This window comes from Noviherbaspirillum suwonense (assembly GCF_900182955.1).
GTDB classification, from domain to species: domain Bacteria; phylum Pseudomonadota; class Gammaproteobacteria; order Burkholderiales; family Burkholderiaceae_D; genus Noviherbaspirillum_A; species Noviherbaspirillum_A suwonense.
Genome location: NZ_FXUL01000002.1, coordinates 248,319 through 266,537, shown reverse-complemented (window position 1 = coordinate 266,537; position 18,219 = coordinate 248,319). Strand labels below are relative to the sequence as shown.

Below are 18,219 nucleotides of genomic sequence, written 5' to 3'. Positions count from 1 at the left end.
ACGAACTAGGCCGGCTGGCGCGCGCCTTCGCCGAACCAGGCTTGGGCGACCAGGTATTCCAGTCCCACGGCCGCGGCCATCAGCAGCGCGCCGGCGGCCAGCATGACGGCAGGCGGCATCGCGGTCGACAGCGCCCAGAAACCCAGCAGCGACGCCATGCGCAGCGCCCACAGCGTGACCTCGCGAACGACGATGCGGTCGCCGAGGTCGCCGGCAATGTCGAGCGCCCTCTGGTTCAGCACGTGTTCGCTGGCGCCGAGAAAGGGGCCGGCCGCGGCCTTGGCGATCAGGTGAACCACGAACAGGCCGGGTATCCAGGCGCTGCCGGCCAGGAACAGGAACGCGATCGCCATGGCCAGGCAGGAGCCGCCCAGCCAGGAAGCGCGGTTGTCGACGTCGCGCCGGCGCGCGGACAGGTAGAGGCCGACGCCGCCGGCCAGGCCGGCGACCGTGGCGACGGTGCCGAGCGCGGCTGCCGATCCCATCGCGCGGGAAGCGCCGATCGAGGTGATGGCCTGGCCCAGGCCGAACAGCCCGGATTCGAGGAAGAACAGCGGCAGGCAGGCCAGGAAATCGGGCCGCCGCACCAGCGCAAGCGGCGCCTTGAGCGGCTGCAGCGGCGCGTCCGGCATGCCGCGCCCGAGGCGCCAGGCGGCCAGCAGGCAGGCGGCGCCATACAGCGCATACAGCAGCCGGGCGCTGTTGACGGTCTGCGTCAGCAGCAGGGTGGAGAACAGCGTCGCGGCGATGCCGCCGGCCACTGCCAGCGCGCCGGCATGGGATGCGTAGGCGTCGCGCTGGCCGTCGCTCAGCAGCTGCATCTCCAGCCAGTGGCGCGCGCCCCAGGTCAGCCCGAGGAAGCTGCCGAAGGCGAAGGACATCGCCCAGACCGACTGGTTACCCGACAGCAGCACCACGCCGGGCACGAAGAATCCCAGCTTCATCAGCATCTTGCCGCCGAGGCCGAGCCTGGCGCCGAAGCCGTAGGCCAGGGTAGCGGCCAGCATGGCGAAGGTCAGCATGATGGACGTGAACTCGAACATGGCCTGGTGGCCGCGCTCGCGCATCAGGAAATAACCGATAAAACCGGAGAGGGTGCAGATGGCGCCCTGCAGGGTGACGAAAGGCAGAAGGCTGCGTTCCTGTGTTGGAATAGGCATGTAATAGGGTGCGGAGATTACTGGAGGCGCCGAGGCAGCGGCATCGCGGAAGATGCATTTCGGAAAGTCATCAGCCTAAGAGAAATGCCCGAGGCTGGCAATGCCAGCTGGCAACTTTCGGGCGAAAGCAGTCGTCGCGATGTATCCCGCATGCAACATGGTGAATGCCTGGGCGGACGCGCGGGATCCATCGCCATGCCGGCGCGGCAGGGAAGCGGGCTGGCAGGTTTTACGGAAATGCCGGCATTGCGCCGATCCGGCATCGATAGCCTGATAAGGTGGAACAATGTGTCTCACCGTCTACAACCGCGAACAACCAGGAGGACTCCATCGATGTGCGACTTTCCTAAGCGCCTGCACGAATGCCGTGCGCAGCTGCTACGCCCCGGGAGCGCGCGGTGATCATTCGCGAACGCCCATCGGGACTTAAACTGTTCCTGATCATGCGGGGTTCGGTGCTGAGCCGGATCTGGAAGAGCCTGGTGGTGACCACGCTGCTTGCGATTGCGGTCACGCTAACCCACGGCTCCATCCTCCACCACAAGATCACGCTGACCACCATCCCGTTTACGCTGATAGGGTTGCCGCTCGCGATCTTCCTCGGCTTTCGCAACAACTCCGCGTACGACCGCTACTGGGAAGGCCGGCGGCTATGGGGCGAAGTCGTATTCCATAGCCGCAACCTGGCCCGCCAGTGCCTGAGCCTGATTGCCGCGAGGCCATCCGCCGCATCGCATGCACCGGCCGGGCTGGACGACATCCGCGTCCGCATGATCTACCGGGCGATGGCGCATGCGCATGCGCTGCGCCACCATCTGCGCGATTCCGACAGCAATGCCGATGTCGAGTCGCTGCTGGCGCCGGAGGAGTGGCGCCGATTCGCCGGCGCGGTCCACAAGCCGAACTTCCTGATGGACCGGATGGGGCAGGACCTCGCCCGGTGCATCGCAGACGGCCGGATCGACGGCTGCCTCGCGGTGGCGGTGGACGCCAATGTGTCCGCGCTCGTCGCGGCCTGCTCGGCCTGCGAGCGGATCAAGGGCACGCCCATCCCGTTTTCCTATACCCTGCTGCTGCACCGGACCGCCTACTTCTATTGCTTCCTGCTGCCGTTCGGGCTGGTCGATACGCTGGGCTTCATGACGCCGTTCGTGGTGGCCATCGTCGCCTACACCTTCTTTGCGCTCGATGCGCTTGGCGACGAGATCGAGGAGCCGTTCGGCCTGGCGCCCAACGACCTGCCGCTGGAAACCATCTGCCGGGCCATCGAGATCAGCCTGCGCGAGACGCTGGGCGAGACCCGGCTGCCGCAGCCGCTGCTGCCGGTCGAATACCAGCTCGTCTGAGGCCGGCGCGCAGCGGTCATGCCTGCCGCCCGCGCCGCTGCTATGCTGTAGCACAAATCATAACGAGGAGATAAACATGAACAACAGAAAATGGTCTCGCCGCGTCGTGTCCGTCGCGCTGCTGTTTCCGTGCATCGTCATGGCGGCCCCGTTCGCTTATGTGTCCAATGAGAAATCCGGCACGATCTCGGTGATCGACATTGCGACCGACAGCGTCGTCGCCGAGATGAAGGCCGGCGCCAAGCCGCGCGGCGCGGCTGCGGCGCGCAACACGCTGTATGTCAGCGACCAGCCGGCCAATGCGCTGCTGATGCTGGACCTGCAGAGCCGCAAGGCTTCCGGCACCGTGCCGCTCGGCGAGTCGCCCGAAGGCGTGTCCGCTTCCGCGTCCGGCGAATGGATCGCCGCGGCGAGCGAAGTGTCGAACGCGGTCAGCTTCATCAGCACGGCCACCAATCACAAGGAGTTTTCCGTCTCCACCAGCGGCAAGAACCCGGAGCACGCGGTGTTCAGCCCGGACGGCAAGCTGGTGATGGTCAGCGCCGAGGATGCCGACACCGTGGACCTGATCGACGTGGCGGCGCGCAAGGAAGTGGCGTCGGTCAAGGTCGGCATGCGGCCGCGCGGCATCGCATTCCGCCCCGACGGCAAGGTCGCCTATGTCGCCTGCGAGATCGCCAGCATGGTCTACGCGATCGACGTGCCGGGCCGCAAGGTGCTGAAGGAAATCAAGGCCGGCAACTTCTCCAACGGCGTGACGATGGCGCCTGACGGCAGCCGGGTCTACGTCTCGAATGGCAAGGACGGCACGGTGTCGGCGATCGATACGGCCAGCAACGCGGTGGTTGCCACCATCCCGGTCGGCAAGCGTCCGTGGAACATGGCGATCACGCCCGACGGCAAGAAGCTGTATGTCGCCAACGGCCGCTCGAACTCGGTCTCGGTGATCGATACCTCGGCCAACGCGGTGGCCAAGGAAATCACGGTCGGCGAGCTGCCGTGGGGCGTGGTGATCCAATGAGCGCGATCGTCGAGAACAGGCAGGCCGCGGCGCGCGCCGGCGCGCCTGCCCGCTATACCTGGCAGGCCATGGCGCTGCACTGGCTGCTGGCAGTCCTGATCATCGGCATGCTGTGGCTGGGCTTCTCGCTGGAAGACATCCCGCGCAACACGCCGGCGCGCGGCTTCTACGTCAACCTGCACAAGTCCTTCGGCGTGCTGGTGCTGCTGCTCGTGCTGGTGCGCCTTGCCTGGCGCGCGACCCACAAGCCGCCGCCGCTGCCGGCCGGCCTGCCGGGCTGGCAGGCGCGGGCCGCCGCCTGGAGCCACCGGCTGCTCTACCTGTGCATGCTGCTGCAGCCGCTGTCGGGCTACCTGGCGTCCTCGTTCGGGAAGTATGGCGTCAAGTTCTTCGGCATTCCGCTGCCGCAGTGGGCCTGGGAAAGCAAGCCGGTGCAGACTTTGTTCGGCACCATCCACGGCGTGGTGGCGGTGACCCTGCTGGTGCTGGTGGCGCTGCACGTGGCCGCCGCGCTGAAGCACCTGCTGGTCAACCGGGACCAGGTGTTCCAGCGGATGTGGCCGGGGCGGCGCGGCGGCTGACCGGCCGGGTCATTGCCCCGCATGCGCGTCGAACTCGGCGCGCATCGAATCGGCCAGCGTGGAAAGCGCTTCCGGCGGCGGCCGGCCCTTGCGCGTGATTTCATAAAAATTCAGCGACACCGCTGGCGCCGATAACAGCGCGATCCGCACCCGGTAGCGCCGGCAGGCCGGGGCGATGAAGGACGGCAGCACCGCGACGCCCAGGCCGGCTTCCACCATCGCCAGCAGGGTCTGGAAGTTCTCGTAGACCGGCCTGTCCTCGTCGCCGCGCCCGATCCGGCGTAACTGCTCCTCGATCAGCTCCTGCACCGGGTTGTCCGGCGGCAGCCCGATCAGTGGCTGGTCCCGCAGCGCCGACCAGTCGGTCTGGCCGGGGCCGGGCCTGGCCCGTGGCGCTTTCTCCTTACTGTCGAGCGGCGACACCGCGCACATCGCGAATTCGGCCAGCGGCGTACGCGCGATGCCCGACGATTCCTTGAAAAACGCGCCGTAGCCGGCGTCGAGCGCGCCGTTGGCCACGCCTTCCTGGATCGCCTGCCGGCTCAGGTCCCGGATCCGCAGGTTGATCTGCGGATGTGCGCGCCGGAACGCGGCGGCCGCCGAGGGCATGACGCCGTCGGCAATGATGGGCGTCGCGCCCACGGTCAGCGTCCGCTGCGCGGTGCTGGTGATCTGGCTGATCGCGTCCGACACCGACGCCAGCTCGGCCACGATGCGGCTCGCCACCGGCACCAGCTGCAAGCCTTCCGCGGTCAGGCTGACGGAGCGCGTAGTCCGGTCGAACAGCCTGCACTTCAGCTGCTCCTCCAGGTCGCGCATCATCGCGCTCAGGCCCGACTGCGTGATGTGCAGCCGCTCGGCCGCGCGGGTGAAGCTGCTGAGGCGCGCGATGTCGAGGAAGGCCTGCATCTGCCGCTGGGTTACATTCATGCGCGCTGCTTCTTAATTCAGAAAATAATGGCGATTATATTCTTGATCGGAATGCGGTTAAATGCGCTTGGACCAGGCCATACCAACAATAAGGAGACTTGCGATGACTCTTACCCGCTCGATGCGCGCCGCCGCCCCGGTGCTGCTGTCGGCCCTGACAATGCTGACGGTGCAGGCATTCGGCAGCACAGCCGCTCGCGCCGCGGACTACCCGGAGCGCACGGTGACCATCGTCGTGCCGTATGCGCCGGGCGGCGCGACCGACGCCAGCGCGCGGCTGCTGGCGCAGGCGTTCCAGAAACAGTCGGGCGGCGCCTTCGTCGTAGAGAACGTTGCCGGGGCCGGCACCACGATAGGCGCGGCCAGGGTGGCGCGCGCGCCGGCCGACGGCTACACGCTGCTGTGGGGCGGGCTGACGTCCAATGCGATGGCGCCGCACCTGTACGCGAAGCTGTCCTATGACGGCATCACCTCCTTCGCGCCGATTTCGCTGATCGCCAGCCAGCCGTACCTGCTGTTCGTCAATGCGCAGTCGCCCTACAACAAGCTCGGCGACCTGGTCGCGAAAGCTAGGGCGGAGCCGGGCAAGCTCAACTTCGCGTCGCCCGGCGAAGGCAGCTCGCCGCACCTGACGACCGAGCTGTTCCTGAACGCAACGAAGCTGTCGATACAGCACGTGCCGTACAAGGGCGCGGCGCCCGCCATGACGGGGCTGCTGGCCGGCGACGTCGACATGATGGTCGACACGCCGACCGCGCCGCTGCCGATGATCAAGGCCGGCCGGCTGCGCCCGCTGGCCGTGACGAGCAGGCAGCGGCTGCCGGAACTGCCGGACGTGCCGACCATGCAGGAAAGCGGCCTCGCCGATTTCGACGCAGCCACCTGGTTCGGCCTGTTCGCGCCGCGCGGCACGCCGCCCGAGGTGATCGCCGCGCTGAACCGGCTGGCGACCGCGGCGCTGAAGGAGCCGGCGGTGCTGGCGCAGATGAAGCTGGCAAGCTTCACCCCGACGCCATCGACGCCTGAACAGCTGGCCGAGAAAGTCCGATCGGAAAGCGCGAAGTGGAACCGGATCATCAAGGAAAAGCATATCCGCCTCGAATAGCCGGGCGGCCAATCCCATGCGGTCGGCGGCCTGCGGCATGCAGGCGGCCGATCCAGTGTCAAGGAACAAGGTTGAAATGAACAGGAAGCTACCGATACTCATCGCCGGCGCCGGCATCGGCGGGCTGACCGCGGCGCTTTCCCTGCTGCAGAGGGGCTACGACGTCCAGGTCTGCGAACAGGCAGCGGCGTTGCAGGAGGTGGGCGCCGGGCTGCAGCTCAGCCCGAACGGCCTGCGCGCGCTGTACCGGCTGGGGCTGGGCGACGCGCTGCAGGCGCTCGCCAGCGAACCCGAAGGCAAGGAGATCCGGCTGTGGAACAGCGGCCGCACGTGGAAACTGTTCGACCTCGGCGCGAGCTCGGTGGCCGACTACGGCTATCCGTACTTCATGATCTACCGTCCCGACCTGCACAGGGTCCTCGCCGACGCGGTCCGCGCCATCAAGGCCGACGCGATCATGCTGGGCGCGCACTGCGTGTCGTTCGAGGAAACCGGGGAGGGCGTCCGCCTGGCGCTGGGCGACGGGCGCACCTTGCATGGCGAGGCGCTGATCGCGGCGGACGGCGTGCATTCCCGCATCCGCGGCCAGCTGTTCGGCGCGGACCGGCCGGCGTTTTCCGGCTGCATGGCCTGGCGCGGCGTGATCCCGATGGCCCGGCTGCCAGATGCGATGCGCCGCCCGGTGGGCACCAACTGGGTCGGGCCGGGCGCGCACGTGATCCACTATCCGCTGCACGGCGGCGCGCTGATGAATTTCGTCGGCATCGTCGAACGCGACGACTGGCAGGTGGAGTCGTGGACGCAGAAAGGCACGCTGGACGAGTGCCATGCCGACTTCGCCGGATGGCATGACGACATCCACCAGCTGATCAGCCAGATCGACGTGCCGTACAAGTGGGCGCTGATGGCGCGCCCGCCGCTGGAACGGTGGTCGTTCGGGCGCGTGACGCTGCTGGGCGACGCCTGCCATCCGACCTTGCCCTTTCTTGCGCAGGGCGCGGTCATGGCGGTGGAGGACGGCTATCTCCTGGGCCGCTGCATCGAGCAGTACCGCGGCGATATCGTCACCGCGCTGGCGAAGTACGAGCAGGCCCGTATCGAGCGCACGACCCGCATCGTGCTGCGCTCGACCGAGAACGGCAAGCGCTTCCATAATCCCGCGCTTGCGTCGGCCGAAGGCGCCGCGGCCTACGTCGACCGCGAGTGGGCCGAGGACAAGGTGCGGGAACGCTACGACTGGCTGTTCCGCTACAACGTCGACGACGTCCCGCTGTAATCAAGAAGTAAGGGTCGGGCCGTCCATCGGCCCGGCCGGCGCCGCCCTATGCCCGGGCCAGCGCCTGGCGCTGCTGGCCGGCGGCGGCAAGCAGCGTCAGTATCGCCGCGATGATCGAGCAGCCGGCGACCTGGACGATGCCCGCGGTCGACCAGCCGAAGTTTTCCTTCAGCGTGCCCAGCAGGTAGCCGGCGAAGGCGGCCGGGATATACAGGCTGGCGACGAACAGGCCGGACGCATAGGCGGCGCTGGCGCGGCGCACGGACTTGATGATGCCGGCCGACAGGTTGGCGTAGACCATGCCGCTGATGGCGCCGCCGAACACGAAGGAAAACACGATGTGCAGCATCAGCGACTTTTCCAGGCCGGTGAACAGCAGCCCGCCGGAGACCGCCGAGATCACCAGCGCGATGAACAGCAGCCGGCGGTAGTCGTACTTGTCGCCGAGCCAGCCGCCGAACAGCGACAGCAGCGCGCCGAAGCCATAGAAGCTCACCGCCAGGCCCGCCTGTTTGGGCGTGAAGCCCAGCGCGTCCCGCAGGTAGGTTGGATACAGGCCCAGGTAGCCATAGATGGCCAGTCCGGCGAACATCGTGGCGACCGCCAGGATCATCGGCTGCCTGGCCCAGATCGAATCGGCCAGCCCTTCCTCGGACTGCAGGCTTGCCGCCTGCTGCACCGCCTGCACTTCGCTGAACCAGGGCTTCACGAACAGCAGGATCAGCGCCAGCGCGATGATGCCGGACAGGCCGAACACGACGAAGGGCATCTGCCAGTGGGTCGCGCCGAGTATCGCTGCACCCAGGTTCGGCCCGATCACCGCGCCGATGCCGAAGGTGAAGTTCAGCGAGCTGGCAGCCACTGCGCGGTGGTTCATGAAATAGGTGGTGCCGATCGCCAGCAGCGCGGTCAGCTGCATCGCTTCGCCCAGCCCGGAGACGAAGCGGTAGAGCAGCAGGTCGGGCATGCCGGTCGCGTAGGCGGTCAGGTAGGTCGCAACCGAGAAGATGATCAGGCCGAGTATCGCGACGCCGCGGCGGGACATGCGGGTCAGCAGGTAGCCGGTCGGAATGCCCGCCAGGCCCATGCCCAGCGTGAAGACGGTGGCCGCCAGCCCGACCTGCGGCAGGGTCAGCCCCAGCGCCTTGCGGACATCGGGCGCAAGGACCGAGAACAGCTGGCGGTCCATTGCATTGACCACGTAGGACAGCAGCAGCACGACAAACATCCAGAATGCCGCCTTGTTCTTGTTCATTCTATTCATCCTCCATTATTCGGTGAATGCCGGCATGCCGGCACGATAGGTCGCTGCGTGAATCGGTGCGTGTGCTTATGCGTTCATCCATGCATGTATAAACATCGCTGCGGGCGGACAAGGGACCGCATGCATTCCGCCGGCCGGCTCAGCCGGCGTCGAACAACATGCCGTTGCAGCGCGCGATGTAGGCCGCCTTCAACGGCTCGCCAACCAGGCCGGCAGCCAGCAGCAGCCGCAACAGCAGGCAGGCCTTGCCGCCCGCGTAATAGCCGCCGGGGATCGCGCCGCGCGCGATCAGGTCCATTTCCGAGCCGGGAAATCCATAGGTGCCCTGGAACACCGGGCCGGCGGCGACGCGGGTCGCCAGCACGACCGGCATTGCCCCGGCCAGCGTGCCAAGCAGTTCGGCCAGCCCGGCCGGCAGGTGGCCCGCGCCCATGCCTTCGATAACTGCGCCGCGGTAGCCCAGCCCCGGCAGCGCGCCGAGCAGCCGCCCGTCGTCGCCGAGCGCGACCCTGATCAGCGCAACCGGTGCGCCTTCGATTGCGCCGATCGCCGGGCGCGGCAGCGCGGCCAGCCGCGGCAGCCGCGCATACAGGTGCAGCCGGCCTTCGATGACATGGCCGACCGGGCCGCTGCCCGGCGAGGCAAACGCGGACGGCGCCGACGTATGCGACTTCTGCACGTGACGCGCCGCATGCACCTCGTCATTGAGCACGACGACGGTGCCCAGGCCGCCCGCCAGCGGACTGGCGGCGACGGTGGCCGCGGCCAGCAGGTTGGCCGGCCCGTCCGCGCCCGGCGCAGCAGCTCCGCGCATCGCGCCGGTGACCACGACGGGCCGCTCCGACGCCACCAGCATGTCGAGCACGAACGCGGTTTCCTCTATCGTGTCGGTGCCCTGCACGACGACCGCGCCGGCATAGCCATCGGCCAGGCGCAGGTCGATCAGTTCGGCGATGCGCACCAGGTCTTCCAGCGTCAGCGACGCGCCCGGCTTGGTCGAATACGAATGCACGTCGACCGTGGCAGCGCCCGCCAGTTCGGGCACGGCCCGCACCAGGTCCTCGCCGGTCAGCGTCGGCGCGATGCCGCCGCTGGCCGCCGCGGTCATCGTGATGGTGCCGCCGGTGGAGACCAGCAGCACGCGCCGGCCCGCCGCCGGCTGCCGCAGGTTGACGGCGTCAGCCATGCGACGCCCGTTCGGCGGCAGGATTCTGCGCGTTGTACAGGTCGAGGATTTCCTCGCCGGTGCACATCACCACGCCCGGATGCGACAGGATGTAGTCGTACAGCGCCTCCAGGTACTTGATCCGGTGCGGCACGCCCGTCAGGTAGGGATGGATCGAGATCGCCATCACGCGCGGGATGCTGGCGCCTTCCTTGTAGAGCTGGTCGAACTGATCGCGCCCGCGGCGGAGGATCTCGTCGGACGGCTGCTGCTGTATCGCCGACATGACGACATCGTTGATCTCCACCGTGTACGGCACCGACACCATGCTGCCGCTGCGTGTGCGCAGCGGCACCGGCTGGTCGTCCATCACCCAGTCGGCGACATACTCGATGCCGGCCTCGGCCAGCAGGTCCAGTGTCTCGGCGGTCTCGGTCAGGCCCGGGCTTTCCCAGCCGCGCGGCGGCTTGCCGGTGAAGTCGCGGATCGCATCCATCGTCTGCCTGATCGCCGCCGCCTGGTCCTCGACCCGGTGCATCGGCTTCTGCACATGGCCATGCCCCATGAATTCCCAGCCCGCCTCCAGCGCGGCGCGGCAGGCCGGCGCGTACTGCTCGCAGGTGGTGCCGTTCAGCGCCAGCGTCGCCCGGAGGTTGCGGGACTTGAGCGCGTCGAGGAAGCGCCAGAAGCCGACCCGCATTCCATACTCGTGCCAGCACCAGTTCGGCACGTCCGGCAGCAGCGGCTGGCCCATCGGCGGCGGCAGCACCGTGCGCGGCATCGGGTTTTCGGGAAGCCAGTTCTCGATGTTGACGATGGTCCAGACCGCCACCCGCGCATTGTCCGGCAGCACGAATGGGCGGCGCTGGGTGATCGGTTCATACGGCAGCCGGTCGCGGCTGGTGGGGCCAGGGCTGGCTGCCCCTTGCGCCTGTTCGTTCATGCTGTTCTCCTGTGCGGCGCGACGCGCATCGCTTGCGCGCCGATCGCCTTTGCGTATCGGATATGTCCACTATATGGAACTTTCGTGCCCGGTCTGGCGTCTTTCGCAGGCCAACCTGGACCGTTGATTGAAGACCATGCTATTTTTCCGGGCGAAGCGCTGTCAAATGGAATGTTTTTAGTTTCACTATTTGGAATTACTGGATGAATATGACCAAGCCGCCAGCCGGCGCGCAAACCATCACGCGGGCCATCCGTGCACTGAAGCTGATCGCCGAGCGCGCGCCCGGCGGCCTGCGCCTGGTGGACCTGGCGCAGGCGCTGCAGCTCGAGCGGCCGACCGCGCACCGGCTGCTCAAGGCGCTGATGGGCGAGGGCATGCTGGTGCGCGACCCCGTGACGCGGCAGTACACGCTGGGTTCGCTGGTGTTCGAACTCGGGCTGGCGTCTACCCACCAGTTCAACCTCGGCGACATCTGCAGCCCGGTGCTGCACAAGCTCGCGGAGCGCACCGGCGACACCAGTTTCCTGTTCGTTCGCAGCGGTAACGATGCGGTCTGCCTGAACCGGGTGCAGGGCACCTATCCGATCCAGACGCCGGCGGTGCCGGTCGGCAGCCGCCAGCCGCTTGGCGTGAATGCCGGCGGGCTGGCGCTGCTGAGCTGCCTGCCGGAGCCGGAAGTGGCGCGCATCTTCGATGCGGTCGGCGCGCGGCTCAGCATCTACGGCGACCTCGACGAGCCGGAGCTGCGCAAGCATGTCGACCGCGCGCGGGACAAGGGTTATGCCTGGATCGCGAACCGGGCGGTGCCGGGAGTGAGCGCAGTGGGCCTGCCGATCAGGAGCCTGACCGGCACGCCGATCGCGGCGGTCACCGTCGCGACCACCCAGGCCCGGATGACAGAGAAGCATGTCGGCGACATCCTGCCGATGCTGAAGGACGCCGCCGCCGACATCGCCCGGCTGCTGCGGCAGTAAGGGCGGCAGCGGCGGGGCCTTGCCCGCCAGGGGCTTCAGGCCGGGAAATCAAGCGGGCCGATCCGGTCCGCTTGCCGAATGGGACCGTCGAGCCGGCTCATTCCTCCATCGTGACGCCCGAGCCGCCCATCTCGGCCGGAAGGTCCTTCATCTTGGGCAGGCCGTCGCGCATCGGCAGCCTGGTTTCGGCATAGTGGACATGGATGCCGGGCTTGTACGGAAAGGTTGGAATGCTGGCGGCATAGATGTCGGTCAGCCCCATCCCCGGATGATCGGTGAACAAATGGCCGCCGCATGTACGGCACCACTTGCGTACGCTTTTGGGCGTCTTCGCATAGCTGCCGATGTTGTCGGTGCCGCTGGTAATGTGCAGCGCGCCGGGCTGCCAGAGCGTGAATGCGTTGACCGGCCCCGCCGACCAGCTCCGGCAGGATTCGCAATGACAATAACCCATGCCAACCGGTTCGCCCTCGACCGTGAACGTGACTGCACCGCAAAAGCAGCTGCCTTGATAGGTACTGGTGTCGCTCATGATGTTCTCCTTGGTGGTTGCTGCGCATTGCCCCGCGGACGACCTTCCACGGGGTGATACCCGTGCATCGCGTAATGCCGTGCTGGATTGGGCAGGGTCCCGGAGTGCGGTCCTGGCGCTGCGGCCCGTATGCCTCGCGCATGCCATGCCTGCCCGCCGCGAACTGAAATAGTAGCGCGGCGGCGGCGCGGGCCATACCCTCTTGCCGGTGGGGTTTTTGCGGTCTGGAAGGGGTGGATGGCGGGCCGGAAATCCTGGCCGGGGGAGAAGGTGGGAGCCGCGCGGCGAAAGCGCGTTGAGCCGGGCGAGGCTAGCGCCAGCCCTTACCGTTCAGGCACTTGCCGACGAAGGTCTGGCGGCGCATCGCCTGTTCCATCTCCAGGCTGACCGCGTCGGACATGCTGGGGTCGCCGGTTGGAAAGCGCGTCCTTGCGAGGGCGGCGCAGCCCTCGGTGTCGGCGGCCAGTTCGGCGGCGCCGGCGTCCTGCCTGTGCAGCGGCGCCTGCGCGCAGGCGGCGAGCAGCATTGCCAGCGCCAGCGAGGAAAGGAGACGGTTCATGATGGCTGCCATCGATTTATCCGGTTGCCCTATCAGTCACGGAATATCCTGCGCCGCATTCTTCCGGCGCAGGATATGGCCGGTCGCCTCAAGCATATCAAGGCATGGGCGGTTCAGGGTCCGCCATTCCCGCCCACCGCGCCATAGACCTGGCCCGTCGCAAAGCTCGACTCCGCCGACGCCAGCAGCACGTAGACGCCGGCCAGTTCCGCGGGCTGGCCGGGACGGCCCATCGGCGTGTCCTTGCCGAAGGACGGCAGCTTTTCCGGCGGCTGGCCGCCGGTCACCTGCAGCGGCGTCCAGAACGGTCCGGGCGCGACCGCATTGACGCGGATGCCCTTGGCCGCGAGCTGCTTTGCCAGTCCCTTGGTGAAAATCATGATCGCGCCCTTGGTCGATGCATAGTCGATGATGTTCTCGCTCGGGTCGTAGGCGTTGACCGACGAGGTGTTGATGATGGTGGCGCCGGGTTTCATCAGCGGTATGGCCGCCTTCGTGATCCAGAACATCGCATACACGTTGGTCTTGAAGGTCTCGTCGAACTGCTCGGTCGTGATGTCGAGAATGGAATCCTGCGAGACCTGGCGCGCGGCATTGTTGACCAGGATGTCGAGCCCGCCCAGCAGGCGCGCCGACTCCTCGACCAGGCGCTTGCAGAACGCTTCGTCCTTGATGTCGCCGGGTATGGTCACCGCCTTGCGTCCCTCGGCCCGGATCAGCGCCGCCACTTCCCGTGCATCTTCCTCTTCCGCCGGCAGGTAGTTGATGGCGACATCGGCGCCTTCGCGCGCATAGGCGATCGCGGCGGCCCGGCCGATGCCGGAGTCGCCGCCGGTGATCAGCGCCTTGCGTCCGCGCAGCCGGCCCGAGCCCTTGTAGCTGGTCTCGCCATGGTCGGGCCGCGGATTCATCCTGCTCGCCAGGCCCGGCCACGGCTGCTGCTGGGACGGGAATGGCGGACGCGGGTAGGCATTGACCGGGTTGGTCAATGGCGCCGCGGCGGCCGTAGCCATGCCATTGCCCGGGGACTGCGCGACCGCGGGCGCGACTGCGCCGGCAAGCAGGCCGCCGGCCATGCCGCCAAGCACCATGCGCCTGGAGCGGTTCGGATTATTCTCATCCATGCTGATTCCTCTTCTGTATTCCGCTGAATACTGTACTGATGCAGCAAACGGCGGAAGTTCCGTGCGATGGGCTGAAGACGCCGGGAAACGAATGGTTTGTTGACGCGGCCGATGCGCGCCGACACGGTTGCCGGCGCAACGGCGTTTTTCGGGCGTGTCGCTGCACTATAGTAGTCAGCACCGCATCCTTCACTGCAGCCCCTGTGCCGCAGCCGACCCGCAGACAAAGCCCGACCATTCCCATGCATTTACCCGGCCTCCATACGACAACGCCTGGCAAGGTCCTGAAATGCGCAGTGTCCCAGTTCGTCCGGCATGACCTGCTGACGCACGTGAGGGCAGTGACCTACCAGGTCTTGTTCTCCTTTTTCCCCTTCATCATTTTCCTGATGGCCCTGCTCGGGTTCCTCGACCTGTCCGACCTCTTCGACTGGCTGCGCCGGCGCACCGAGGTCTTCTTCCTGGCGCAGACCGCGCAGCAGGTCAACCTGATCATGGACCAGCTGCAGCAGCGGCGCGAAGGCATGCTGTCGTTCGGCGTCGCGTTCTCGATCTGGGCGTCGTCTTCGGCGATGCGCTCGCTGATGAAGGCGCTGAACGTGGTGTACGGTGTGCAGGAACGGCGGCCGCTCTGGAAACGCTATGCCGGCTCCATCCTCGCGACGCTCGTCGTGGGCCTCTGCATGTCGGCGGCGGTGACGCTGCTGCTGGTGCGGCCGCAGGCGATGCAGGTGCTGGCGCAGTACATGGGCCTGCGGCCCGTTTTCGCGATCCTCTGGTCATGGTGGCTGCGCTGGCCGGCCATCTTCCTGCTGCTGACCCTGACCGTGGTCGTGATCTACTGGGCCGCGCCGGACGTGGAGCAGCGCTTCCGGTTCGTGACGCCGGGCGCCTGCGTGGCCGTGCTCGCCTGGGCCGCCGCGTCCTTTTCGTTCGACTTCTATGTCCGCAATATCGCCGAATACGACCGGCTCTACGGCAACGTGGGCACCGCCGTCGCGCTGCTGCTCTATGTGTTCATCTCGACGTTCATCCTGCTGTTCGGCGCCGAGCTCAATGCCGCCGCCGAACACCTGGCGCCGACCGGCAAGAACGACGGCGAAAAGACGGCGCACTAGCAAGGCGCGGCGTCTGCCTGCTCGACAGAGGTCCGCCTATTACCTGCGGCGTAATCGACGCGCCGGGATCCATCCGCGACCATGGGCGCATCGTCACCCAACCGGAGGATCGCCATGAAAACCGTCCACCCATCCCGCCTGCTCAGGAACGCGCTGCTCGCCGACGCCGTCGCCAGCGGCGCGGTCGCGCTGCTGCACCTGCTGCTCAACCGCATGCTGTCCGAGCGCCTGGGCCTCGACAGCCGGCTGCTGCTCTATACCGGCATGTTCCTGCTCGGCTATGCGAACCTTCTGCTGGTGCTGGCATACACGGACCGCATCTGGGTCAGCCTGCTGCGCGTCATCATCGCCGGCAACGCGGCCTGGGCCGCGGGCTGCCTGCTGCTGATCGTGGAAGGGGTGCTGGCGCAAGGCGCGGCGGCGCCGCTGGCGGCCGCGTTCCTGGGCATGCAGGCGCTGGCCGTGCTGGCATTCGCCGGCCTCGAATATGCCGGACTGCGCGCGTCGTCGGGCATGCGGCCACGCGCCGCGCTCCGGGCCTGAATGCGGAAAGGAAAGGGGAAAACGCCATGACCAACGTTGCCTATGTCGCGCTAGCCTGCGGCATCATCATCGGCCTCGGGGCAGTCGGCGCCTGCATCGGCATCGCGCTGATGGGAGGCCGCTACCTGGAAGCGTCCGCGCGCCAGCCCGAGCTGATCAATACGCTGCAGGTGAAGATGTTCCTGCTGGCGGGCCTGATCGACGCCAACTTCCTGATCGGGGTCGGCGTCGCCATGCTGTTCGCCTTCGCCAACCCGTTCGCCGGCTGATGCCGGCCGGCGCCGGGCGGGCTCAGATGACGGTGTACTCGGGCAGCCTGATGATGCGCATGTTCAGCGACGCGTCCATCAGTTCCTCGTGCTTGCTGACCAGCCTGACCTCGTAGTCGCTGCGGCCATTGCGGAAGCGGATCTCCGGCACCAGTTCGTCCCAGTCGGTGCGGTCGCGGATGTCGTCGGTCGCCAGGCACAGGAAGACCAGCAGGTCGGCGTCCACCTCGTGCAACGCGCGCAGGCCGACCCGCACCAGAGGGCTGGAAATGCGGTCGTCGATGATCATGCCATACACCTTCATCGACTCCGGGTAGTTGAACTGGCTGGGGCCGGGCGTGGATTCGTTCGTGTCCATATTGTTTTCCTTGGAGAGTTGGTCGACTGCAGGCATGCGGACTTCGGCCGGGGCCGGCGTCGGCAAGCGAGTCAGGGCGAATATGTTCTAGTGTCGGCCAACATCGGCCGCGGCGCATTGACGGGATTCGGCTCCTTACCGGAAAGACGCCGGAATTCCCGGGGATGGGCCGGATACGGCTGCGGGATGGCATGCCGTTCGCGCATGCCATCCCGCATCGTGGCGACCCCGGTCAGGGGATCAGAACGTCAGCGCCGCCCAGGCCGTGTTGCACTTGTGGTCGGCCTCGAAGGTGTTCAGCTCCCTGATGCCGCCGGCGGAGCCGACATCCAGGCCCAGGACCTTCGACGGACCGCTGAATGCCGGCCAGCTGACGGCAACCTGATCGCCCTCGTTCGGGTTGCCGGTGCGCGCGAAGTTGGTCCAGTAGCGGGACATCGCGGTCTGCAGGTCGCGGTGCTCGGCCGTTTCCAGGTCACGCAGGTTGAACAGGTACTGCAGTTCGTACGAGTGGCCCGCGCCCTGGTTGAAGCTGACCGTGTTGCGCCCGATGGACGGGATCGCGGTGCGGTCGCGGAACTCGTACATGTAGATCGGCGAACCCTGCGCCAGCACCCGCTTCGATGCATTGAGGCCCGGGCAGGAGAACAGCAGGTCGGTGCCGGCCGCGGTTGCGCCGAGGCTGGGCTGCTGCGCCGGGTTCGTGCCGTAGTCTGCCAGCGGGTAGAACGCGGCAAGCGTCGGCGGCAGGCCAAGCGAGGTCTGCAGGTAGGACGGGTACTGCGCCGCGGTCAGCGGCCCGGCCAGCAGTTCGCGGGAGGCGACGAACAGCGACCATTCGTCGCGGTTCGAGCCGTTCACCAGCGGCACCTTGTTGTTCTCGCCGGCAATGAAGGTGTTCTTGATCGTCTTCGGCAGCACCTTGCCGTCGACCGATGGCACCGGGCTCGAATTCGCGGCCGTGAAGGCGGCAGCCAGCTGGTTGTTGACCACGTCCGCCGGCAGCCCGCGCAGGCAGGCCGCGTCCACCGTGGCGCAGGCCACGCCTGCCGCGGCCAGCGCGCTGTTGACGACCGCGGTGCTCTGCGTCTCGAGCTGCGCCTGCGTCAGCTGCCGGTCGAAGCCATAGCCGCCGCTCTCGACGATGGCCTTGCTGAACAGTCCTTTCGACAGCGGCGACGCCAGGTGCGTCATCACGCTGAAGCCGCCGGCGGATTCGCCGAAGATGGTGACATTGGCCCGGTTGCCGCCGAAGGACGCGATATTGTCCTGCACCCAGCGCAGCGCCGCCTGCTGGTCCATGATGCCGTAGTTGCCGACGCTGCCGTCGGCGGCGCGCAGCGACGGATGGCCCAGGAAGCCCATTGCGCCCATCCGGTAAGCGATATTGACGACAATGACGCCCTTGCCGACCAGCGGCGACGGATCGGCATAGGTCACCGTGCCGCCTGTGTTGAAGGCGCCGCCGTGGATCCAGACCATGACGGGGAAGGGGCCTGCGCCGCTTGCCGGCGCATGGACGTCGAGGTAGAGGCAGTCTTCCTGGCCGTTGGGCAGGCGGAAGGCGCTGCTGCTGGTCTGCAGGCAGGGCGCATTCGACTGGGTTTTCGCCAGCGGCGCGGTCCACGGCTGCGCCGCCGCCGGCGGCAGCCAGCGCATATTGCCGACCGGCGGCGCGGCGAACGGGATGCCGAAGTAGCTGCGCATGCCGAGCCGGTCCACGGCCTGCACCTGGCCGGCGGTCGTGGCGGCGACGGCCGGCGCTGCCTGGCCGCCGCCATTGTCATCGTTGCCGTTGCCGCCGCCGCAGGCGGACAGGACGGCAAGTCCTGCCAGCGCAAACAGCCCTGGCAGGCGGGAATAATTCGATCGGGGTTGACGCTGCATTGATGTCTCCTGAGTTCACGGTGATGGAACGTATGTTTCGCTCTGCGAAATCTTGTTTTAG

At 67.3% G+C, this 18,219-nt stretch carries 19 protein-coding genes; 9 read left to right on the top strand and 10 right to left on the bottom strand.

The window, feature by feature from the left end; all coding sequences use genetic code 11:
- Positions 1 to 5 precede the first annotated feature (5 nt).
- Complete coding sequence (locus QOL82_RS04410) at positions 6 to 1,160, bottom strand: hypothetical protein (RefSeq protein WP_283441033.1); 1,155 nt, start codon at positions 1,158 to 1,160, stop codon at positions 6 to 8.
- 398 nt (positions 1,161 to 1,558) lie between these two features.
- Here QOL82_RS04410 and QOL82_RS04405 point away from each other — a divergent pair, with 398 nt between their 5' ends.
- From QOL82_RS04405 to QOL82_RS04395, 3 genes are all read left to right on the top strand, one after another.
- Positions 1,559 to 2,506, top strand: a complete 948-nt coding sequence (locus QOL82_RS04405) for a bestrophin family protein (RefSeq protein WP_283441032.1) — start codon at positions 1,559 to 1,561, stop codon at positions 2,504 to 2,506.
- 76 nt (positions 2,507 to 2,582) lie between these two features.
- Positions 2,583 to 3,527: a beta-propeller fold lactonase family protein gene (locus QOL82_RS04400; protein ID WP_283441031.1), complete on the top strand. Its 945-nt coding sequence runs from the start codon at positions 2,583 to 2,585 to the stop codon at positions 3,525 to 3,527.
- A complete protein-coding gene (locus QOL82_RS04395; RefSeq protein WP_283441030.1) occupies positions 3,524 to 4,108 on the top strand; it encodes a cytochrome b in 585 nt (194 codons plus the stop codon). Before QOL82_RS04400 ends, QOL82_RS04395 begins: the two co-directional genes overlap by 4 nt.
- A 9-nt stretch (positions 4,109 to 4,117) precedes the next feature.
- Here QOL82_RS04395 and QOL82_RS04390 read toward each other — a convergent pair whose 3' ends face one another.
- Positions 4,118 to 5,038 (bottom strand): LysR family transcriptional regulator, encoded by a 921-nt coding sequence (locus QOL82_RS04390; RefSeq protein ID WP_283441029.1) that lies wholly within the window; start codon positions 5,036 to 5,038, stop codon positions 4,118 to 4,120.
- Between the two features lie 103 nt (positions 5,039 to 5,141).
- On the opposite strand from QOL82_RS04390, the gene QOL82_RS04385 reads away from it, so the two are divergent.
- Both QOL82_RS04385 and QOL82_RS04380 read left to right on the top strand, forming a co-directional pair.
- Positions 5,142 to 6,143 (top strand): Bug family tripartite tricarboxylate transporter substrate binding protein, encoded by a 1,002-nt coding sequence (locus tag QOL82_RS04385; protein ID WP_283441028.1) that lies wholly within the window; start codon positions 5,142 to 5,144, stop codon positions 6,141 to 6,143.
- A gap of 76 nt (positions 6,144 to 6,219) precedes the next feature.
- Positions 6,220 to 7,419, top strand: coding sequence for an FAD-dependent monooxygenase (locus QOL82_RS04380; protein WP_283441027.1), 1,200 nt, complete (start codon positions 6,220 to 6,222; stop codon positions 7,417 to 7,419).
- 46 nt (positions 7,420 to 7,465) lie between these two features.
- Here the strand turns inward: QOL82_RS04380 and QOL82_RS04375 are convergent, their stop codons facing one another.
- The 3 genes from QOL82_RS04375 to QOL82_RS04365 form a co-directional block, all read right to left on the bottom strand.
- Positions 7,466 to 8,674, bottom strand: a complete 1,209-nt coding sequence (locus QOL82_RS04375) for an MFS transporter (RefSeq protein ID WP_283441026.1) — start codon at positions 8,672 to 8,674, stop codon at positions 7,466 to 7,468.
- A gap of 148 nt (positions 8,675 to 8,822) precedes the next feature.
- Positions 8,823 to 9,869 carry an asparaginase gene (locus QOL82_RS04370; RefSeq protein WP_283441025.1) on the bottom strand — a complete coding sequence of 349 codons (1,047 nt, stop codon included), beginning with the start codon at positions 9,867 to 9,869 and terminating at the stop codon, positions 8,823 to 8,825.
- Positions 9,862 to 10,791, bottom strand: coding sequence for a polysaccharide deacetylase family protein (locus tag QOL82_RS04365; RefSeq protein WP_283441024.1), 930 nt, complete (start codon positions 10,789 to 10,791; stop codon positions 9,862 to 9,864). Before QOL82_RS04365 ends, QOL82_RS04370 begins: the two co-directional genes overlap by 8 nt.
- 203 nt (positions 10,792 to 10,994) lie before the next feature.
- Here QOL82_RS04365 and QOL82_RS04360 point away from each other — a divergent pair, with 203 nt between their 5' ends.
- The gene (locus QOL82_RS04360; protein ID WP_283441023.1) at positions 10,995 to 11,768 is read left to right on the top strand and encodes an IclR family transcriptional regulator; all 774 of its coding nucleotides are present in this window, start codon (positions 10,995 to 10,997) and stop codon (positions 11,766 to 11,768) included.
- Positions 11,769 to 11,865: 97 nt separating this feature from the next.
- On the opposite strand, the gene QOL82_RS04355 is transcribed toward QOL82_RS04360, so the two are convergent.
- From QOL82_RS04355 to QOL82_RS04345, 3 genes are all read right to left on the bottom strand, one after another.
- Positions 11,866 to 12,300, bottom strand: a complete 435-nt coding sequence (locus tag QOL82_RS04355; RefSeq protein WP_283441022.1) for a GFA family protein — start codon at positions 12,298 to 12,300, stop codon at positions 11,866 to 11,868.
- A 310-nt stretch (positions 12,301 to 12,610) separates the two neighbouring features.
- Positions 12,611 to 12,859 (bottom strand): hypothetical protein, encoded by a 249-nt coding sequence (locus QOL82_RS04350; RefSeq protein WP_283441021.1) that lies wholly within the window; start codon positions 12,857 to 12,859, stop codon positions 12,611 to 12,613.
- Between the two features lie 113 nt (positions 12,860 to 12,972).
- Entirely contained in the window at positions 12,973 to 13,983 is a 1,011-nt protein-coding gene (locus tag QOL82_RS04345) for an SDR family oxidoreductase (RefSeq protein ID WP_283441020.1), read from the bottom strand.
- A gap of 296 nt (positions 13,984 to 14,279) precedes the next feature.
- On the opposite strand from QOL82_RS04345, the gene QOL82_RS04340 reads away from it, so the two are divergent.
- The 3 genes from QOL82_RS04340 to atpE all read left to right on the top strand — a co-directional run bounded on the left by QOL82_RS04340 (position 14,280) and on the right by atpE (position 15,913).
- Positions 14,280 to 15,101, top strand: coding sequence for a YihY/virulence factor BrkB family protein (locus tag QOL82_RS04340; RefSeq protein WP_283441019.1), 822 nt, complete (start codon positions 14,280 to 14,282; stop codon positions 15,099 to 15,101).
- Between the two features lie 114 nt (positions 15,102 to 15,215).
- Entirely contained in the window at positions 15,216 to 15,644 is a 429-nt protein-coding gene (locus tag QOL82_RS04335) for a hypothetical protein (protein WP_283441018.1), read from the top strand.
- A 26-nt stretch (positions 15,645 to 15,670) separates the two neighbouring features.
- Complete coding sequence (atpE, locus tag QOL82_RS04330; RefSeq protein WP_283441017.1) at positions 15,671 to 15,913, top strand: F0F1 ATP synthase subunit C; 243 nt, start codon at positions 15,671 to 15,673, stop codon at positions 15,911 to 15,913.
- A 22-nt stretch (positions 15,914 to 15,935) separates the two neighbouring features.
- On the opposite strand, the gene QOL82_RS04325 is transcribed toward atpE, so the two are convergent.
- Entirely contained in the window at positions 15,936 to 16,271 is a 336-nt protein-coding gene (locus QOL82_RS04325; protein WP_283441016.1) for a hypothetical protein, read from the bottom strand.
- A 240-nt stretch (positions 16,272 to 16,511) separates the two neighbouring features.
- Entirely contained in the window at positions 16,512 to 18,158 is a 1,647-nt protein-coding gene (locus QOL82_RS04320; protein WP_283441015.1) for a carboxylesterase/lipase family protein, read from the bottom strand.
- Positions 18,159 to 18,219 lie beyond the last annotated feature (61 nt).